Raw genomic sequence first — 18,871 nt, forward strand, 5'->3', positions numbered from 1 at the left:
GAAGCCCCCTCAGCGCTTCGTCGACGGACGGCTCTGAGTAGCCATCGAGTGTCATGACAGTGAGGAAGTAGCCCGCCGCGCGTGCTGCTTCCTGGATGCCCATCAGTACGTTGGAGGGGCCGTACTGGCGGATGGCAGCCGCGGGCCTACCCCGAGAGGAAAGGCCCGCGGCTCAAATCTGCTAGAGGATTGTTAGAGGGAGGTAGTCGCCCTGTGTCTGCGAGGCCGCCTGACTTGCATCAGGGGCGATCCAAGCTGTGGTCAGGACGCTCTCTGGTTAGGCGGAGGCGACGGCTCTCTTCTTGTCCTTAACGATGGCGAGTGCCTGCTTCAGGTAGCTACCAAAGACGGGGTAGTTCTCGCTCATCGGGAAGTGGCCGATTTCTTTCATCTCGATGAACTCGGCGTTCCGGATTTCCCCAGCTGTGCGGGCTCCGTCTTCGGGTGTTGTGAGGTAGTCATACTCACCGGTCATGAGAACCACGGCGCACTGGTCCGTGTCGATTTCTCCGAGCTTCCCGCGCAGGTCGTGGTCGACGGAGTAGAAGTGCAGGTCGCCCTTGAATGCTTCGGAACCCTGGGAGTAGTAGAACCAGGTCTTCCATCGGTCGGCGTCCGGGGATTGCGGGGCCATCAGGTCCCACGTTCCGCTGGCGCATACCTGAGCTGCGTTGGCGTGGGGGTGATGCCACCAGTCCAGGTAGAACCCGGGGGAGTAGTCGGCGCCCTCGACGGGGATCACGGCGTCGAAGCGGTCCGGGCGGCGGTGCGCGAGCTGCAAGGCGATGTTGCCGCCGAAGGAAGACCCCATGAAGATCGGGTTCTCCAGTTCCAACGCGTCACACAGGGCAAGGACGAAGTTGGCGTAGTGGTCGGCGGTGAGCTTGTATTCTTCGGTCCACCACTCGGTGTTCTCCGGGGGGTCTGACTTGCCGTGGCGGGGCAGATCGTAGGCGATGACCCGGTAGTTCGCGGTGATTTCCTCGTCTTCGAGGAGTCCGCGCCACTGGTGGTTGTGGGCGCCCGCCGTGTGCTGACAGATCAGCGGCTGCCCGGTGCCGTTCTCGAGGTAGAACACCTTGTATTCCAGGCCATCGACGTCAACGGTGACGTAGTGCCCGGTAACTGGTGAGATGCGAGACATGAGTTTTTCCTCCTGGTACGGGATCTAGGGGTGGGGGGGGTCAGACGGGGATGCCGGTGGTACGGAGCAGTTCGATCTGACGTGTGACACAGCGAAGGTTCTGCATGAGTACGAGGATTTCGCCTTCCAGTCGCATGTCGCGTTGGAACGTTGCCGCCCAGATCCCGTGGAACATCGGCTTGGGCATGTCTTCTCCGAACTCGCGCCAGGTCGCGGAGCTGGCCTTGATCGCGAACTGATACGGCGCGTCGAGGGGCCCGGGGTCAACGGTGACCTCGGCAACCTTGCCGGCATTCATGCGGATGACGAAGAGGTGATCCTCCATGTCGAGGAGGAAGGAACAGGTGAAATGCTTCCCGTGGGCTTTCAGCTCCGGGTCGTTGTCACTGGCCTGCGTGAATGCCTCTACCCATTCCTGGGTGGAGGGTGTTGTGGCGACAGTCATGATGTGGTCCTTTCCGCCTTTGGTTATGGATCCATGGTGCTTACCCCCACTAGTGGACCGTGAGCTACGTCACTAACGCCAAGACTGGATTCCGATGGTTCGATAGGCGCAGGCTATTGGTCACCGCGAAGTTCGAGTCGTAGCCTTACCTCATGCAGCCTCCCTTCGAGCTGCGGGTTTTGCGCTACTTCGTCACTGTCGCTGAAGAGCTGCACTTCGGACGCGCTGCCGCCCGGCTCCACATCGCCCAGCCGTCTCTCAGCGTGCAGATTCAGAACCTCGAACGGTCTCTGGCAACGCCTTTACTCAATCGCAGCAGCCGAGGCGTGACACTGACGCCGGCGGGAGAAGTCCTGCTTGGTCACGCCCGGGAGCTCTTGATGTCCGCCGAAGTCGCGGCATCGCTCACGAAGATGGCTGCAAAGGAGCCGAGTCGAAAGCTCGTCGTAGGATTTCAAGCCAATGCTGCGGCCGAACTTACTCGTTCGATCCTCGATGCCTACCGACACAGCAACCCCGCCGTCGACGTCGAGATGCGGTCCTACCCCTTCAACGACCCGTCCGCTGGTCTGGCAGACGGCAGCTCAGATGTTGCCTTCGTCCGCCCCCCACTACCGGCATTCACCGGGCTTCGCCTCAAGACGCTGTTCTCCGAACCGCGAGTCCTAGCGGTTTCAAGTCAATCCGAACTGGCGTCTAGGGATTCCGTGCACGTCGATGAACTTCTTATGGAGCCCTTCGTAGCTAGGAACGCTCCTGATATTTGGCGAGAGTTCTGGCTAGCAAGCGAAGCACGTCATAACCAGGCACCTGTCATCGGCTCCGATGTCAGCACCGTAGATGAGTGTTTCGAAGCCATCCTCAGTCGACGTGGGATCGCCTTCACCCAAGCTTCAACGCAGCGCTTTTACAGTCGTCCGGGGCTGTCGTTCGTCCCCGTCACAGGGCTCGCACCCTCTGTCGTCAGTATTGCGTGGCGTCAGGACAACGAACACTGGGCAGCAAGAACCTTCGTAGAGACTGCTCAGTATGTAGCCCTAAGTACGCCCCTTCCCCAGGCATCTCAGTTCATCTAAACCACGGAGTGCGAGACGAAGCTCTAGCTCACCGCTCCATTGTGGCCGCCACCGTTTAAGAGCCAGTTTTTTTGCACTGTCGTTTCTCGCAGTCCTCTGCACGACAAGCTGCGCGGTTCCAGTGTCTGTGCAGGCGAGTGTGAGCAGTCAGGTTCTCGTACTCCTCTGCACCAGCTGACTTTTCGGCAATAGGTCCCGGTGCAGAGGGCGTAGCTGTGCTCACTTCTTCTTGAGCACGCGTTCGCCGTCCGGGCGGATCTCGCCGGTGGGGGAGACGTGTCGGTAGAGCGTCTGGCGGGAGATGCCGAGCTCCTTGCAGAGTTCGCCGATGTTCGTGTCGGGTTTGCCCATGGACGCCATCGCGAAGCGGACCTTCCCCGGCGTCATCGTGAACGGTCGACCGCCGACCCGGCCGCGAGCTCGAGCTGAGGCAAGACCTGCGACGGTCCGCTCGGAGATCAACTCCCGCTCGAATTCGGCGAGGGCGGCGAAGATCCCGAACACGAGCTTTCCCGCAGCGGTGGTGGTGTCGATCGCGGCACCCTGTCCGGTAAGAACCTTCAACCCGACGCCGCGGGCGGTGAGATCGTGGACCGTGTTGACCAGGTGGTGCAGGTTCCGGCCGAGCCGGTCGAGCTTCCACACGATCAACGTGTCCCCGTCCCGGAGTGCTTTCAGGCAGGAGGTCAGTCCGGGTCGGTCGTCCTTCTTGCCCGAGGCGAGGTCCTCGTAGAGCTGGGCCTCGTCGACGCCGGCCTCGAGCAGAGCATCCCGCTGCGGATCGGTGGTTTGCGATCCGTCGGACTTCGACACGCGCATGTAGCCGACGAGCATCCGGGACTCCTGTCACTTATACGACCGGTTACGTGACAGGCGGAAAGTTCGATGAGATGTGACTGTGCGCGAGGATGGCGGTTTGTTTGGTGCGGTGGTTGGCGGGGTGTGGTCGTTAGCTCGTACCGATGACGAGTGTGCTGCGGGCCGCTTCGATGACGTCATTGGTGATGGCGTTCAGGTCGTTAATTTTGAGGATGCGCTCGACCTGGGGGAAGAGTCGTTCTAGGAGCCGGAAGTTTCCTCTAGTGATGCGTTCGATGGTGGCGGCTGCTTGGGCGTCGGTGAAGTCGTCGGGGTTGAACTTCTGGCCTAGGCGGGCCCATTGCCGGTGTAGGACGAAGGTGAGCTCTTCGTGTCCTAGCGGTCGATATTGGTGCGCGAAACCGAGCCGGCTGTAGAGCTGGGGGTAGCGGCTGAATTGCTTGTCGAGTCCGGGCATGCCGATGAAGATGACCGCTGTGTTTAAGCGGTCGTGGCGGTCGCGAAGGATTTCGAGGGCGGTGGAGTTGAGGCGTTCGGCTTCATCGATGACGAGTAGTTCGACGAACTTGTGCCATGCTGCTGCTCTCCCGGATGTGGGTGGCTTGTATCCGGTGGTCATCATGTGGTGTTCGATGCAGATCCCGGTGCGGTCGATGTAGAGGTCGAGTTCGTCCCGGAGTTGTTTGGGGCGGGCGAGGACGGGTGGGGTGTAGAGGACCGTGCGGGCGCGGTGAGCTGCGGCCCACGCTTTTTCGTCGTGTTCGTCGCGTGGCCCCCAGGTGTGAACCAGGGGTTCGATGGTGTCCCAGTGGGCGTAGCGGCGTGCGGAGAGGGTTTTACCGACGCCTGCGGGTCCGAAGCAGATCCCGATGGTGCGTTGCTTGCGCACGGCGTTCGCGAACTCGATGAATCGGCGGTGTTCTTTCGTGACGATGAAGCGTCCTGCCATCAGTCCTCCTCGTACACGCGTAGCTTTGACTGCGCCGTCGGGGACGGTGTCTCGGTGGGCGGCGGTGGTTCGTCGGGTCCAAGTTCCGAGTGTGGTGTCGGGAAACTCCGGATACGTTCGTTGATCTGTGTTCGTAGTTGGCGGCGGCGGGCGGTTCGCGCGGCCTGGATCTCCTTGATTCCGATGGTTGCGTGTTGGTACTCGGGGTTGATCGCCTTGCAGACGAACTGATCGCGGTGGAAGACACGGATCTCGCTGACATCCCGTGGGTCGTACCGGATCGTGATGGTCTCTCCGACGTAGCTGGCGAGTGTGGGGCTGTGATAGCGAAGGCCTTGGAACCGGATACCGTCGCGTCGAACCTTTCGAGGTGCTTGGACTGTCAAGAGGAGTTCGTCGAGTTGCTCGAGCGTCTCGGGTAGGCGTGGCATCCAACCGTCAGCGATCCATCCCTGTGTTGGGGTGGTCTGCGTTTCGCTATGGCACCGGTGGTTGTAGGTGCCCACGATCAGGTTGTGCAGGGCCGCGGTGAGTTCCTCGAGTCTCAGTGTCGGCGTCGGTTGGGGATGCCCTCGTGAGATGTGACCTGGCAGCGCGGACAACAGCTCGGTGTTGATGGTGCCGAAGAACCGTTCGACCTTCCCGCGTCCTTGCGGTCGAGCGACGGCCGAGTGGATCATCCGGATCCGCAGATCATTAGTGACACGGGTGAGATGGTGGCTTGTGAAGTCGGACCCGTGATCGACGTAGAGGACGTCAGGGATCCCGCAGACAGGCCACGCCGGATCGCTCTTAGGCCAAATGGCCTGGCGTAGCGCGAGGGCTGTGTTCATGGCGGTTGGTGCGCCGAGGATGACCATGTACCCGGCGATTGCGCGGGAGTAGTCGTCGAGGACGATCGTGAGCCACGGGCGGGTGGGTCTACCGTCAGCGCCGCGGATGAGGATATCGAGCATGGTGTGGTCGGCTTGCCAGATCGCGTTGGGTCGGTCGGCTCGTCGGCGCAGGATCAGTTCGTACTTATCGCGGTAGGCCACTGGCCCCTCGAGCGCGAGGACGCGCATACCCGGGTCCAGGTCGGCGATGACCCTGCGGACCTGTGTGTAGCTCGGCGGCGCCCAGCTCTTCTCCGAACAGATCCCACCCACGATGCGGGTGATCGTTGCTATCGACTGGCGGGGCCGGATCAGCGCCAGGCCTTCAATCGTGCGTACAACGTCGGGTGCCGGGCCGCCGGACCGGGTGCGTTCGCTTGGCTTCAATCCAGGTAAGCCGTGAGCTTTGTAGGCCTGCTTCCAGCGTTCAAGAGTGCGCAAGGGAATGGCACTGTCGCGGGCGATCGCCGCTAGGGGTACGTGGTCTTCGACATTGAGGCGGAGGTAGGCCCAGCGCGTGGCAGCCACGTCCGAGGGGTTGGACGAGGCCTCCGGGTGAGCATGATCTCCTGCCATCTACACCGCCGGCTTCACCTTCGGGTTACGGCCTTTGGTCGGTGTCGCATGGTCGCGCTTCAATGTCCGGTAGATGGTGGTCCTGCTGACACCAAGGACCTGTCCAATCTGTTCGACGGTCATATCCTGCTGCTCGTACATGCGTCGGGCGGCAGTAACCTGGTGGGCGGTGAGCCGGGGCGGTCGACCCCCGGTCCGGCCTCGAGCTCGGGCGGCGGCGAGGCCTGCGTTGGTGCGCTCCCTGATCAGGTCTCGCTCGAACTCTGCCAGCGCAGCAAAGACGTGGAAGACGAGCCGGCCGCCGGGTGAGGTGGTGTCGATGGTTTCCTGCAGGGATTTGAACCCGATGCCTTTGTCCTGGAGTGCGGAGAGTTGATCGATGAGGTGACGGATGGAACGGCCGAGCCTGTCGAGCCGCCAGACGACGAGGGTGTCCCCCGGCCTGAGCTGATCCAACAGCTTCGTGAGCTCGGGTCGCTGATTAAGGGACCCCGACATGGTGTCGACGAACACCCGATAGCAGCCGGCCGCAGTCAGCGCGTCGACCTGCAACGCGGCGTCCTGGTCGGTCGTCGACACTCGCGCGTAACCCAGAAGATGTCCCACACTCTTCAATGTAGCGGAACTCATCCTAAAGGAGCAGAAGTGAACCATAGATTCTGGCACTAAGTACTGCTACACGAAAGGTGTCTCTACGTGTTGTTTCGCTGTGTCGCAGCTGCGTGTAGCGAATACGTTCGTTTTAGGCAGCCGAACCTTCCTGCTTCGCGATGTCGCCTGGTTCATGACTTCCGGCGGGTGCTGGTGCCCGGGACAGTTTTGGCGGCAATCGCTGCGAGGTCACGGGCCGGCCCGGGAGGCGGTGAGGTGCCTGTCTTCCAGATAGCCGTCAGTGTGCGGCGTAAGGGCAGCCCGCGGACAGGAACGGCGACGAGCCGGTGCAGTGCGAGGTCGTCGCGGACGGCCAGTGCGCTGAGTACTCCGGGGGCCGTGCCGGCTGCGATGGCGGAGCGGACGGCCGCCGTCGTAGAAAGTTCCACCATCGGTTCTACCAGGGGCGGGGCCCCTGCGGTGGTGAGCAGGTGCTCGAGGGCGTCCCGTGTTCCGCTGCCGTGTTCCCTGGTGACCAGCGCGGTTGCTGCCAGTTCGGCTGCTGTGACGGGGGTCCGGCGCCGGGCCCAGGGATGCTCCGGTGCGACGACCAGGACCATGTCATCCTCCTGCACCGCCGCGGCACTCAAGTCCGGGGGAAGGTGCGGGCTTTCGATGAAGCCGATGGCTGCCTGTCCGGATCGGACCCGGGCAACGGTGGCTTCACTGTTGTTCACCGCCAGCTCCACGACGGTGGGGACGAGTTCGAGGCTCTCCTGCTGGCGGCGCAGCGCGACCAGCCAGAGCGGCAGCAAGTGCTCGGCGATGGTCTGGCTGGCCGCGACCTTCAACTGCCGGGCGGTGTCGGATCGGAGCGAGGCGATCCCGGCATCGAGCCGTTCCCCGGCTGCGAGGACCTCTGCGGCCCACTCTGCGACCAGTTCACCTGATTCTGTCAGGGTGGACCCCCGCGGGGTCCGGGTCAGCAGGACGAACCCGATCTGGGACTCCAGGGAACGCATCCGGGAGGAGACAGCCTGTTGGGACAGACCCAAGTGTTTCCCGGCGGCGGAGAGGGACCCCAGATCATGGACCGCGGCGAGCATTTCCAGGGCGGAGAGCTCCGGTATCCGGGGGCTGAGCATAGGGGAATCTCCTTCAGACACGGTGCATCAGATACAAGTCAGGCTTGTATCCTGGCAAGTATATGCCCCCTACTGCGGCAGGTCCGGGACCGGGAGCATGGAAGGTATGGGAACACTGCTGTCGACCGCTGACAAAGACCACACCACACCACCGGCACAGACCCCGGGTAGCGGTACCGGGGGCCGGCGCGTCCTGCGCCGTCTGGAGAAGCCCTCGGAGCTGTTCGCGAACCTGACCCCGAACTGGTTCGCCTCCGTCATGGGTACCGGGATCGTTGCGACCGCAGCCGCGACGCTGCCCTTGCAGTTCCCCGGGCTGCGCACCGGCGCCACCATCGTCTGGGCCCTGGCGTCCCTGCTGTTGATCCTGCTGAGCGCCGCCACCGCAGTGCACTGGATCCGGTACCGGGAAACCGCTCAAAGCCACCACAGCCATCCGGTGATGGCACACTTCTACGGCGCACCTCCCATGGCCCTTCTCACAGTCGGCGCCGGAACCCTGCTGCTGGGGAAAGACATCCTCGGCGAACAGCTGGCACTCAGCATCGATGCGGTGCTCTGGACTACCGGGACCTTGCTGGGGCTGGCCAGCGCCGTCGCCGTCCCGTATCTGCAGTTCACCCGGCACCATGTCACACCGGACAGTGCGTTCGGCGGCTGGCTGATGCCTGTCGTCCCGCCTATGGTTTCGGCCTCCACCGGGGCGCTGCTGTTGCCCTACGTCCCGGCCGGGCAGGCACGCCTGACCCTGCTGATGGGCTGCTACGCGATGTTCGGACTGAGCCTGCTGGCCTCCATCATCATCACCACCCTGATCTGGAACCGCCTCGCCGGGCACAAGATCGGGGCCGCGGCGGCCGTTCCCACCTTGTGGATCGTGCTGGGCCCGCTGGGCCAGTCCATCACCGCCGCGAACCTCCTGGGCGGAAACGCCCACCTCGCCGTGTCCGGGACCCTGGCCCGGGCGATGGAAGCCTTCGGGGTCCTGTACGGGGTACCGGTCCTGGGTTTCGCGCTCATGTGGGCCGGCCTCGCAACCGCCATCACCATCCGCACCGCACGCCAGGGCCTGCCGTTCTCCCTGACCTGGTGGTCCTTCACCTTCCCCATCGGAACCTGCGTCACGGGACTGACAGGCCTCGGCGCCCACACCCACCTCGCCGTGTTCGACGCGATGGCCGTTGCCGGCTACACCCTGCTGGTCGCCGCGTGGATCATCGTCGCCGCCCGGACCTTCCACGGCAGCATCCTCGAAGGCACCCTCTTCCAGAAACCCGCAACGACCGCACCGTAGGCGGGCCGCAGCGGACCAGTAGCCCCTCACGGAAACAAGCAACCGTTCACAGCACCCGAAGGCGGCCTCGTGAAACCCCGGACAACACCCGGCTCACAGCAACGCTCACCCACCAACGCAAAAAGGGCCAAATCGCCCGCCCGATTGCAGCCGCCGCTGATCGCCGTCGGCGTGCCACTCTTCCTCGCAGCCGGCGCGCTCACCTACGGACTCGCCGTAAACGGCAGCGGTCAACACCAATTCCGGCAGCAACGAAGGGACCCAACCATGATCGAAGAAGTCATCAGCTATGCCCGCCTGAGCAGGAACCACGTCCAGACCGCGGTGACCTCTCCGAAACGTCCCGGCGTCGGCGGAGACCACTCACCGGTGTGGACGAACTGCGGAGCCTACGACCGGCCCGTACAGAAAACCCGGGGCAGTGCACTCCCCTGAACACGGTGCCGTCTGGATCAGCTACCAACCCGGGCTTCCAGCCGATGACATCGCCAAACTCGCCGTCTTGCAATCAACCAGAGCCACGTGTTGGTCAGTCCCTTCCGGCCAGGGATCCCCCATCGAAGCAACCGCCTAGGGAGAACAACTAAGCGTCACAGACCCAGCAGATCCGCGGCTGTTCGCATTCATCAAAGCCTTTCAGCAAGGTCCGCAGACACCCGAACCCGGCGAGACCTGCAGCGGCGGAGTCAACGCATAAATCAGGAGAAATACTGCCGCTCGGCCGATCAGTCATCCAACGCCCGCCATCCCATGAACTGCCGATCACCCGTTGATGGCTCCCCGGACGGGACGACAAACCGCCGATCTAGACTGCGATTTAACCGCCATCTCCAACTAAAAGTCACACCTGGTGCACGCCCATCGGCTCGATGAGACCGGGACGCCCGACGCCGGCGGACCATACCGCCGCTACGGCGACGGCGACTGGAACCGTATCGCTGTCGTCGTGGAGCGACAGGATGCGGACGGAGCCGAAGAATGGCGCTTTCGCTGCTGCCTGCCATCCGCGCACGAAGCTGCGGACTCGATCCTCCGGCATCGGTGCTCCGCGGAAGGCCGACCAGTGAACGGCCACCCACTCATCGGTATCAGCCGGTTCTACGGTCTCGACGCGGAGATCTGCAACGTCGACAGGTGCTGTCAGGTCACGCCGGAGCGGCGTCCACGGTTCGTCGGGCAACCACCCCTCCTTCGCCAGTCGCCCGGACAGGGCGGATGCGCCGCGCGCCTCGATGGTCGCGCTTCCTGCCTCGAGGACACCCGTCGCCGGCTCACTGACATCGGCGACGATGCGACGGGCGAGAGCTTCGTCCTGGCGCAGCGCAGGGTCGATCGCGAAGCGCAGCAGCTGGGGGCCGTCGACGAGCGCGATCGCCAGGGCGGTGTCACCCCGTGACCACACCCGCGTCGCAGCGGCAGTGGCAGCAGGTCCACGCAGCGAGTACCAGCCCAGATCGCCCGGATGCAGATGCAGCGGCCCGCTGTCGCTTTGCCAGTCGTACAACGCACGAGAAACCCTGCTGAGCTCGTCAATGTCCGGTGTTCGCAGGTCAATATCCATGCGTCGCGTTCTCCGTTCCTCTGGCCGCAGACGTGGAGCATTACACGCTAAGGTCGTCCCAGATCAGATGTGTAGTCTTTCCGGTCTCCCAGTCACGTCGAAGAATGGCGTAGGCGGTCGCGGCGAGCAAGGTGCCCTCCTCGTTGGGCCAGGACTCGCGGTAGTGAGCTTCTGTAACCCAGCCGCAGCGGAGGAACGTCTTGCGCATGGCCACGTTGTCCTCCCGGGTTTGTCCCTCGAACCGGTTGACTGTAGGCATGGTCATGAAGACGTGCTGCGAAGCCGCCCGCAGGATTTGTGGGCCAAGGGCACGCTTGCGGAAAGGCGCGTCGAGGCGAAGGTCGAACAGTGGCGTGTCTTCACTGAGGTCTTCGAACCGGAAAAAGCCGATGCGGCCGTGCTCGTTGTGATCGATTCAGTAGGAGTCATTGTCGTCATCGCGGTACGCCCCTCCACTGATGGCGGTCTCCACAATTTCGCGTGTGGGATGCGACCAGATGTGGAAAGGGAACTCATTGCGCGTCATGAAGGATATGAGCGGTTCGCGGTCGGCTCCGACGGGATCAATGCGTGTAAAGGTAATCGACATAAGGCCTCACCCTATGGTGTGCCAGAACAAGAACGACCGAAGAGCGGTTGGTCTGCGCCCGTGCAGGCGACTTTGGGAAGTTGTGCAGGCGACTTCGAGAATCGACAGTTGCGACGCCTTACCTAGGCCAGGAGTGTGGCACGAGCCATGTGCGGAAGTCCCTCCGGTGTTCTACGGGCTCGAGACGGTTTCTGCTACTCGTCCGTGGTGTTGCGTTGGGGTACACCCCAACGCCACAGCGCAGGTTGGCTCAGATCGTGTTGTTCTAGGGTCCTTCTGAGGCTTTTGCAACAGAGTTGATCGAGGGTCCAGGCGTTATGCAAAGCCGGCAGAGGGGTATGGGGCCGTCCGGGGCTACCAGGTTGGATAGTCCTGCTTCGAAGGTCAGTGGTTGGCTGTTCACCTTGTTTATCGAGCGATGGGGGAGAGGCCGCCATGGCAACGAGGTTTGATTGCCTGCAGGTCGTTGCAGCAGGGGCGATTGTCTGTCCCGCTACCGTTGCCGCAAAGGGTTCGTCGACTCTGAGGCGAGAAGGTGCTTGCTCGTCGTTGGGCTATCTCGTGTTCGGCTGGTCGGCGAGGAGTTCGAAGAGTGCGTGATTGAGGAGGAGGCAGTCCATGGTGGGGACGTCGGTGAGGTTGTAGAGGAACGCTTCGATGTCGAGTTCGGCGAGGTTCCCGCCAATACCGTAGTAGTACACCCACAACTCGGAGGGAAGGATGTGTGCGCGGTTAATGGCGACCAGGACGTCCGGCCCGCGGAGGTTGCTCGTTCGTCGGCGACTCCCGCTCATTTGCCTGATCCACCTGTTCCGCTATCGCCGTGTCCTACCTCTACTTAACCGTAGAGCGGCGTTCGGCTAAGGGTGGCCAACCAGCAAAAATGACCTTGGGGTTGCGCACCGAGAATTTGAGGTGCCACCAGGAATGGCTCTTTGACCAAGCTGGCCTGCTGCCCCATGACGCGAGGTCCTGCGGGAGCGCAGCAGAATGGGCTATCCCCGCTGGCCGGGATTCATTGAGCGGTGAGGAGTTCCAGTAGCCCGAGTTCGGAATCGAGACCTGTGCGTGAGGTGCCGCGGTGGAGGTGGTGGGCGAGGTCGATGATGTCCTGTGCGACGATCACGACTTTGCGGTTGGCGTTCTGGCTGTAGCTGCTGATGCGTTGGAAGGCTTCCAGCGCGTTGATCCCGTGCCGGCTCATGAGGATGCCTTTGGCTTGTTCGATGACTGCCCGGCTGACTGTTGACGCGGCGACGGCTTCGTTGGCGAGTTGGTGCCGGTCGGCGTGGATGGACCGTGTGAGGTCCACGACGAGCCCCCACACCCCGACGGGGGTGTCGCCGTCGAGGATGAGGTCGGCGCTCATCAGGATCTTGTGGATCTTGCCGTCCACCGACCGCAGGGATGCATACGCTGAGGCGGGGCCCTTGGTCGTGGATACGCGGTCCCAAAACGCCTGGATCCTGTCCCTGTCGATGGCTTCGATGTGCGCGAGACCGAGCTCGAGAGTGGGAACGACGTCGCCGCGTTCGTAGCCGTGGATCCGGAACAGCTCATCGGACCACTGGAACGTCGGTGACCCGAAGTAGTACTCGACCGTCCCGGTGGGACAGTCGATGAAGTAGTCGATACCTGTGTCCCCGGTGTGGGGTGCCGCCGATTCTTCGGAAATGGTCATGGTGATAAAACCCATTCAACGGACTTGCCTCGGGCTAGCGTCTTAACCCGGACCTCAAAAGAGGACAGTAGCAAAGCCCTCCGACACCGTTCTCCGTCGCCACGTCAACGGACTGTCCGCCCGACACATGTGCCGATCTTGAATCCTTCGTGTTGGTCGCTTGAGGGCGGGGGCGGGGGTGGGGACGGGTCGCGTCGACCAGACAGTCGAACCGAGTCACGCTGTTGTTCAGAGGTGACCGTTGCGTGAGTCTATGCGTTGGAGGAGGTCGCGCATCTCGGTGAGCAGAGCGACATCCACGGGGGTCGGTTCGGCTGCTGGCTCTTGAACTTCCGCTCGAGCCCTCACGCGTGCTGCCGCGTGGTTCATCGGGACGACGAACACGAAGTACACCACTGCTGCTGTGATCAGGAAGGTGATGGCCGCGGTGATCAGGCTGCCGAAGTCGACGAAGGTCGCTGCATTACCGGGCCTGATTTCGAAGCCGAGACCGGCGGCATCGACGCCGCCGGCCGAGGCGATGACCGGGTTGATGATGAAGGTCGAGAAAGCGCCGACAAGTGCGGTGAACGCACCCCCGATGACGACCGCGATCGCCAGTTCGATGACATTGCCCCGCATGATGAAGTCCTTGAAACCTTGCAGCATGATCTTCTCCTTCCAATGCACGTCGTATCGACGGCGTGATTCTGACAATTATCACCGTAAACCTCACTAGCAGGTACTCACCATAGTCCACTCGATCGACTCGAAGAGGGAGTTGGAGCATGGGCTTCGGGCTCTTTGTCGATAGTCTGCCTGTGCATCTGCATCGATAGCTGCAATCAGATGTATGCGCGCAAAGCTGGATCTGGTGGGGTGATGCGCCAGGAGATGAAGTGGACGGTGAGGTCCGCGTTGATGGGTGCGCAGCAGAACGGGCCCGCTTGCACGGTCGCGTCGGGGTCCAGTGGTGTCGCGCGGATCAGTCGCCATGGTTCGTCAGCGACCCGTGCGCGAATGGTGAGGGCGCTGCCGGATCGACTACAGCGGATTGTCACCTTCCGTCCGGACCACTCCGGTACGGGAGACAGCGACCAATCCGAGATGACTCTCGTGACCACAGTGCCAAGATGCTCTTGTCCCTCGATGATTTCCACGCCGGCTTTCATCCAGGTTTCATCATCGATTCTGATGAAAATACCAGCCTGATCGAACTGGGCAGACAAGTCGAGATGAAATTGCACTTCCATGGCCGACTGAGGTCGCATGCCCATCAGCAGGGCATGTTCCGAAGCATGGATGACACCGTAGGAGCTCAGACCCCACGCATCACTACCTTTACGGGCAGTGACCCGAAGACCCGACTCATCAGAGACCGCGCGAACGGGCACATTCGTCCACGTTCCCTCGTCCCAGCCGATACTGCGCTTCACGATCTTCTCCAGCTTTATCAGTGGCTGCCGAGGCGCAACCCGGTAAATCAGTGCCCGCCACGAGAATTTGCCACGCATTCCCGTCTCGCAGACACCGCCAGACAACCGAGCAGGAGGCCCAAACACCCCGCATCACCTCCGTCACCGTCATCGTTGATGTCGGGTCTGGGGTGTGGGGCCAGCCGAATCTCCGGTCGATGTGTTCTCAGAGTCTTACTGGTGGGTGAGCTGCCTGTATTGGGGGTTTTGACGGAAGAATCCCTGCGCGATGGGACAGTATGGGACAGCCGCAAGGCGGCGCTTGTGCGCTGCCAGGACAACGTTACGCATCAGGGTGCCCTCGACCTGTTCGCGGTCAAACGCATCGAGGACGACAGTACGGTGCAAGCGTATGATGCCGGCTCTCATGGTGTAAGCGACGTACCCAGTCAGGACGCCGTCGCGGAACAGTTCAAAGCGGTGACCCCGCGCGTTGTCGCAGAACTTCTCCCGGAAATTGACTGACTTCCGCCCTCCAGTTGCCGCGTCCCGGCGCCGCTTGAGCTCGTCAGAAATCCGCTCGTAGTCCGCTACCGCCCCATAGGGCGGGAAGTCCAGGTCGATGACTTTGAACAATCTGATACTCCACCGGCGAAGATCTCGATTCGTCGCGCGCTGAAGGCCAAGAGGAACCCCAGTTGAGGATTCCTCCGGAAAAATCGCCCAGTCGGTTGTTTCTTCTTCCGACAGAGAAGCTCTCGGTGTTGTATCGCCGGCATCCGTCAGGGCGGCGGCCGCTACGCTCATCGCCACAACTGCCCCTATCACTTCCTCCGCAGCAGAGGCAGGCTCCGGAGTCTCAGAGCCAGTTCCAGTAGTCCCGCCTGCTGACGTATCGGGGGCCAGACCCAGGGAAGTATGTGGAACCTCAGAGTCGAAGGAGTGCATCGAGCTATCAACGCGGGAGGGAAGAACAGATGGTGAGGGCACGGGAGCGACCTTTGAGGAGATACCAGAACAGGCCGTTTCTTGACCCAACGTCAGAGTACGACGATATCTCGACTTTTGTAAAGCTAGGAAAACTAGCTATATGTCTGCTGACGATGTCTGATTCTTGGGGTCTGCAGTGCGTCCTACCGGTCGGATGGTGAGGGCGGCTTCAGAGTTGGGCGAGAGCGCGGAGTCCTCGATGGAAAGCGTCACTGTCCTGAGCACTCAAAGGGGCAAGGGAGTCGGTAATCGTCTCTCTGAGTCCGCTCTGAATGTGGACGTGCACCGCAGAGCCGTGTGATGTGGGATGGAGACAGATCTTCCTGCGATCTGCGATGTTGGGTCGGCGCTCTACGAGGCCGGCCTTTTCCAGCCGGTCGGTGACCGCAGTCATGCTTGCCGTGGATACGTCCAGCACATCAGCCAGGACTCGGGGACTGAATGCTTCGACCCCAGCGTCTGCTTCGACGATCAGGGCCAGGGCGCGCGCGTCAGTCGTATTCAATCCTGCTTTCTCGGCCAGATCCTTTTCCACGCCGGCGAGATAGATCGAGCAGCGACGCAGGAGGTCGACCATCGGTAGATCTTCCGGGTCGCTCAGATGGTTCCCTGTCGCTGACGTCATACCTCCTGCGTACCACGACAACGACAGAAGATCTCTGTCATCTGTTCAGAAGCAGGTCAGCGCCGGCTCAGGCTCGACTGGAACGTTGCTCTCGATTGTTATGTGCCGGGATGGTTGGGAAGGCGTTGGCGGCGCATGGCAGCTCCCGGTCTCATGAGGACCTGTCGGCGCCGCCGACGCTTGTCGCGACAACCCCAGAGCTGGGGGCTGCAGTTGTCACCTCGCGTCCCTGGGAGGGTGTCACGAGGGGCCAGCGCTGGAGTGAAACGATCGGCAGCTAGCCCTGAAGCAATGGTAGGAAGGTGCAGCGTGCCCGGCACGAGTGGTCACCACCTCCTTCGCCACCGACCGTACTTGCATGACTAAGTGCTCATCCGATGAAAAGGCTCCGCGGGAAGTCAGGATGGGCAGTCTGTAGGGGCAGTCTGTGTGGGCAGTCAGGATGGGCAGTAGTCGGGCAAAGGCAGTCTTCGAGCCTGTTCCAGGGGGTTGTCTGTACGGCTGATGAGGCGTGGAGTGCCGCTTGCGATGTCATCGGTGGCCGTGGAGCTTTGTAGTTTGTATTCTGGGTGCGCTGACGGACAAGTCGGAACGCCTTATCAGGACTACTGTCGTTGGTACTGCGAGGATCCCTCCGGCTTGGTCGAGGACGCCGGGGTTGGGAAGGGAAGCAGCAATTGCATCGTCGGCCAACTGGTTGGAGGCCGAACCGGCGATCAGTAGGAACAGTTGCCTCATTGCGAAGGCAGGGGCAGTGCCAAATGGCAGTCGATTTTTGTTGCTCTTCCTCAGCGCTGGACGAGGGTAGATACTTCACGCATCAAGCCGCTCGAGGTAAGCACGTCAGAGGGGGTCGCCTCTGAGCATCGGGTAGGGCGTGGTGAAAGGTTGATCCAATGTCGGATCCTCGTGACGAAGCTCAGAGCCGCCATGAACCCGAAGATACGCAGGGTAGTAAAGACGGTCAGGCCGGAGAGGGAACTGATCAACAGGATTGCTGCGCTCAGAACGAGGACGCGGAGGATCAGCAGGACAGGGCAGATGATCGGAAGGCGGCGGAGGAAGAGCAGCTTGACCGGGTCCTTGAACGGCTACATGACATCAATGAGCGTCTGCGCCGGCTTACTAATCTGTCGGAAGCCACAGCCGCACGAGACCAGATTGGCCAGGCCCAAGGAATCTTGATGGAGCGCTATGGACTGAACACCGCACAAGCGCTGTCGCTCCTTCTGACTGCCAGCCAGAACAGCGACATCCCGCTTAGTCGTACCGCCTCGATTCTTCTTACCACCGGCGACCTTCCTGGACCTGCAGCCTCTCGCAACTAGATCGTTGTCAGGATAGGCGCGCACCGCTGAAATGGGTGAAGTGCCGCCACGCGAAAACGAAAGGCCTACGGGCGATTCGACCCCTACAGCGAGACCTCCCGGCGGCGCACCGCGCTCCAGGGTGTCTCGAGGCGGCTTTTGCCCGTCTAGGCGAGTCGTCGGCGGATGTCGTCGAGGACGGCCGCGAAGTAGCTTTCGATAATGACCACGTCGGCGCAGTGAAGTTCCGTCGCTACATCGAGAAAGCTCGCTCGTAGCAGGGAGGTCGGATCCTGTTCGCTCCATTCCTGCATGGAGGGTGCCGGGTCGAGTCGTACGGCCCTGCGGTCGGTGCTGCTCGGCCGCCGCGCGAGGTAGCCGTCGGTCTCCAGGCGATCAAGTACTGATGTCGTCGTCGCCGAGGACAGTCCGAGATGAGCGGCAATGTCCTTCGGGCTGACCTCCCGGCCTTCGCCCCACTCCTGGGAGAGGTAATCCAGTGCCGCCATGTCCTTGTCGTTGAGATTCCGGGTATCTCGCTGCGTGCGGTAGGCCTTACTGGTGAGCAGGCGCATCTCCCGCAGCTTTACCACCATGCCGTCGACGTGCCGTAATTGCTCTTCCGAAGGCGCGGCCTGCGACTGCTTCTGGCTATCCATCGTTTCGACTTGCCCCCTGTTGATGCATAGGGGACCCAGATGTTGCGCCCCGCATCATGTGTCCACCGTGCCAGACTTCGTCCGCTATGTCACAAATTTGATAGCTAGTTTTCCTAGCTTGTCTGTTTCTGACCTCTGGGGTAGCGTTCAGTAAGTCATCAACGGTTATGCGGGGGCGCGTACCGAAGAAGCAGCACGTGTTCCCCCGCACCGTCAGCCTCTTCTGCGCGCCCGCTTTCCCGGGTGACCTATTCCCACAGGGAGCGCACTGCGCTCGAGCAGAAGGAGCATGACTGATGACCGAGAATCCCACCCGCCCGACCTCCGACGGTCAGGGGCACCGAGCAGCAGCGCCAACGCCCGCAAGTGTTGAGAAGATCGCGGCTCACTCCTCGGGCCTGCACACCGAGCAGGGCAACACCTCCATCGCTGACACCGTGGTGCAGAAGATCGCCGGCATCTCCGCCCGCGAGGTACCCGGTGTTCATGCCATGGGCAACGCCGCCAGGCGCGCGTTCGACCAGATCACCGAACGTATCCCCGGGTCGCAGACCAACGCCTCAGGCGGCGTGAGCGTCGAAAAGGGCGAGAAGCAGACCGCCATCGATGTCACCATCGTCGTCGAGTACGGCGCATCTATCGTCGAGGTCAGCAACAACATCCGTAAGAACATCATCAGCTCCGTCGAACGCGCCACGGGCCTGGAAGTCATCGAGGTTAATGTCAACGTCTCCGATGTCCACCTCCCGACCGATGACGACAACAGCGCCAACGGTGACGACTCGAACACCGCGAAGACATCCTCCACGGGCAAGGAACTCGAGTAACGAGCCCTTCGGCTCCACACTCTCCTGCCAGATGCCCATGTAATAATCCGGGCATCCACCACTGGTGAGCAGCCACTGGGCAGAAACCCGAGACCCTTCGGTACCTGCCCAGTGGCGGTCCGGTGACCGCCCGGTGACCGCCCGGTGACCGCCCGGTGACCGCCCGGTGACCGCCCGGTGACCGCCCGGTGACCGCCCGGTGACCGCCCGGTGACCGCCCGGTGACCGCCCGGTGACCGCCCGGTGACCGTATAAGGGATTAATAGTCACCCTCATAAGGGATTAATAGTCACCCTCACGCTTTCCCCACCTCCTCCCCGCACC

The 18,871-nt window shown here is 62.1% G+C and carries 20 protein-coding genes and 1 pseudogene; 6 read left to right on the top strand and 15 right to left on the bottom strand.

What is annotated here, in order from left to right:
- Window positions 1-277: 277 nt before the first annotated feature.
- Entirely contained in the window at window positions 278-1,144 is an 867-nt protein-coding gene (locus tag ACTIMO_RS16905) for an alpha/beta fold hydrolase (protein WP_448183169.1), read from the bottom strand.
- Window positions 1,145-1,184: 40 nt separating this feature from the next.
- The gene (locus tag ACTIMO_RS16910; RefSeq protein WP_448183170.1) at window positions 1,185-1,589 is read right to left on the bottom strand and encodes a hypothetical protein; all 405 of its coding nucleotides are present in this window, start codon (window positions 1,587-1,589) and stop codon (window positions 1,185-1,187) included.
- Window positions 1,590-1,741: 152 nt separating this feature from the next.
- On the opposite strand from ACTIMO_RS16910, the gene ACTIMO_RS16915 reads away from it, so the two are divergent.
- The gene (locus ACTIMO_RS16915; protein ID WP_448183171.1) at window positions 1,742-2,665 is read left to right on the top strand and encodes a LysR family transcriptional regulator; all 924 of its coding nucleotides are present in this window, start codon (window positions 1,742-1,744) and stop codon (window positions 2,663-2,665) included.
- Window positions 2,666-2,884: 219 nt separating this feature from the next.
- Here the strand turns inward: ACTIMO_RS16915 and ACTIMO_RS16920 are convergent, their stop codons facing one another.
- The 5 genes from ACTIMO_RS16920 to ACTIMO_RS16940 form a co-directional block, all read right to left on the bottom strand.
- Window positions 2,885-3,499, bottom strand: a complete 615-nt coding sequence (locus ACTIMO_RS16920) for a recombinase family protein (RefSeq protein ID WP_448183172.1) — start codon at window positions 3,497-3,499, stop codon at window positions 2,885-2,887.
- Window positions 3,500-3,614: 115 nt separating this feature from the next.
- The gene (locus tag ACTIMO_RS16925; protein WP_448183173.1) at window positions 3,615-4,433 is read right to left on the bottom strand and encodes an AAA family ATPase; all 819 of its coding nucleotides are present in this window, start codon (window positions 4,431-4,433) and stop codon (window positions 3,615-3,617) included.
- Complete coding sequence (locus tag ACTIMO_RS16930; protein WP_448183174.1) at window positions 4,433-5,836, bottom strand: Mu transposase C-terminal domain-containing protein; 1,404 nt, start codon at window positions 5,834-5,836, stop codon at window positions 4,433-4,435. Before ACTIMO_RS16930 ends, ACTIMO_RS16925 begins: the two co-directional genes overlap by 1 nt.
- 48 nt (window positions 5,837-5,884) lie before the next feature.
- Window positions 5,885-6,490, bottom strand: a complete 606-nt coding sequence (locus tag ACTIMO_RS16935) for a recombinase family protein (RefSeq protein ID WP_448183175.1) — start codon at window positions 6,488-6,490, stop codon at window positions 5,885-5,887.
- 176 nt (window positions 6,491-6,666) lie between these two features.
- Window positions 6,667-7,620 carry a LysR family transcriptional regulator gene (locus ACTIMO_RS16940; RefSeq protein ID WP_448183176.1) on the bottom strand — a complete coding sequence of 318 codons (954 nt, stop codon included), beginning with the start codon at window positions 7,618-7,620 and terminating at the stop codon, window positions 6,667-6,669.
- Window positions 7,621-7,726: 106 nt separating this feature from the next.
- Between ACTIMO_RS16940 and ACTIMO_RS16945 the strand changes: the two genes are divergently transcribed.
- Window positions 7,727-8,914, top strand: a complete 1,188-nt coding sequence (locus tag ACTIMO_RS16945; protein ID WP_448183177.1) for a TDT family transporter — start codon at window positions 7,727-7,729, stop codon at window positions 8,912-8,914.
- 421 nt (window positions 8,915-9,335) lie between these two features.
- Window positions 9,336-9,611 (top strand): annotated as a pseudogene (locus ACTIMO_RS16950) (DUF3105 domain-containing protein).
- A gap of 144 nt (window positions 9,612-9,755) precedes the next feature.
- Here the strand turns inward: ACTIMO_RS16950 and ACTIMO_RS16955 are convergent.
- Window positions 9,756-10,475 carry a GNAT family N-acetyltransferase gene (locus ACTIMO_RS16955; RefSeq protein WP_448183178.1) on the bottom strand — a complete coding sequence of 240 codons (720 nt, stop codon included), beginning with the start codon at window positions 10,473-10,475 and terminating at the stop codon, window positions 9,756-9,758.
- 271 nt (window positions 10,476-10,746) lie between these two features.
- Here ACTIMO_RS16955 and ACTIMO_RS16960 point away from each other — a divergent pair, with 271 nt between their 5' ends.
- Entirely contained in the window at window positions 10,747-11,190 is a 444-nt protein-coding gene (locus ACTIMO_RS16960; RefSeq protein WP_448183179.1) for a hypothetical protein, read from the top strand.
- A gap of 428 nt (window positions 11,191-11,618) precedes the next feature.
- On the opposite strand, the gene ACTIMO_RS16965 is transcribed toward ACTIMO_RS16960, so the two are convergent.
- From ACTIMO_RS16965 to ACTIMO_RS16990, 6 genes are all read right to left on the bottom strand, one after another.
- Window positions 11,619-11,858: a hypothetical protein gene (locus ACTIMO_RS16965; protein WP_448183180.1), complete on the bottom strand. Its 240-nt coding sequence runs from the start codon at window positions 11,856-11,858 to the stop codon at window positions 11,619-11,621.
- A 221-nt stretch (window positions 11,859-12,079) separates the two neighbouring features.
- The gene (locus ACTIMO_RS16970; RefSeq protein ID WP_448183181.1) at window positions 12,080-12,745 is read right to left on the bottom strand and encodes an ANTAR domain-containing protein; all 666 of its coding nucleotides are present in this window, start codon (window positions 12,743-12,745) and stop codon (window positions 12,080-12,082) included.
- 228 nt (window positions 12,746-12,973) lie between these two features.
- Window positions 12,974-13,393, bottom strand: coding sequence for a large conductance mechanosensitive channel protein MscL (gene mscL / locus ACTIMO_RS16975; RefSeq protein ID WP_208739627.1), 420 nt, complete (start codon window positions 13,391-13,393; stop codon window positions 12,974-12,976).
- Window positions 13,394-13,569: 176 nt separating this feature from the next.
- Entirely contained in the window at window positions 13,570-14,160 is a 591-nt protein-coding gene (locus ACTIMO_RS16980; protein WP_448183182.1) for a DUF1349 domain-containing protein, read from the bottom strand.
- Window positions 14,161-14,373: 213 nt separating this feature from the next.
- Window positions 14,374-14,946, bottom strand: coding sequence for a GNAT family N-acetyltransferase (locus ACTIMO_RS16985; RefSeq protein ID WP_448183183.1), 573 nt, complete (start codon window positions 14,944-14,946; stop codon window positions 14,374-14,376).
- Between the two features lie 352 nt (window positions 14,947-15,298).
- Window positions 15,299-15,706: a MarR family winged helix-turn-helix transcriptional regulator gene (locus tag ACTIMO_RS16990; protein ID WP_448183184.1), complete on the bottom strand. Its 408-nt coding sequence runs from the start codon at window positions 15,704-15,706 to the stop codon at window positions 15,299-15,301.
- A 944-nt stretch (window positions 15,707-16,650) separates the two neighbouring features.
- Between ACTIMO_RS16990 and ACTIMO_RS16995 the strand changes: the two genes are divergently transcribed.
- Window positions 16,651-17,082 (top strand): ANTAR domain-containing protein, encoded by a 432-nt coding sequence (locus tag ACTIMO_RS16995; protein WP_448183185.1) that lies wholly within the window; start codon window positions 16,651-16,653, stop codon window positions 17,080-17,082.
- Window positions 17,083-17,228: 146 nt separating this feature from the next.
- On the opposite strand, the gene ACTIMO_RS17000 is transcribed toward ACTIMO_RS16995, so the two are convergent.
- Entirely contained in the window at window positions 17,229-17,720 is a 492-nt protein-coding gene (locus ACTIMO_RS17000; RefSeq protein WP_448183186.1) for a MarR family winged helix-turn-helix transcriptional regulator, read from the bottom strand.
- Between the two features lie 296 nt (window positions 17,721-18,016).
- Here ACTIMO_RS17000 and ACTIMO_RS17005 point away from each other — a divergent pair, with 296 nt between their 5' ends.
- Window positions 18,017-18,547 carry an Asp23/Gls24 family envelope stress response protein gene (locus ACTIMO_RS17005; RefSeq protein ID WP_448183187.1) on the top strand — a complete coding sequence of 177 codons (531 nt, stop codon included), beginning with the start codon at window positions 18,017-18,019 and terminating at the stop codon, window positions 18,545-18,547.
- Window positions 18,548-18,871: the final 324 nt, after the last annotated feature.

The sequence above is a fragment of the Arthrobacter sp. CP30 genome (genome assembly GCF_053470025.1).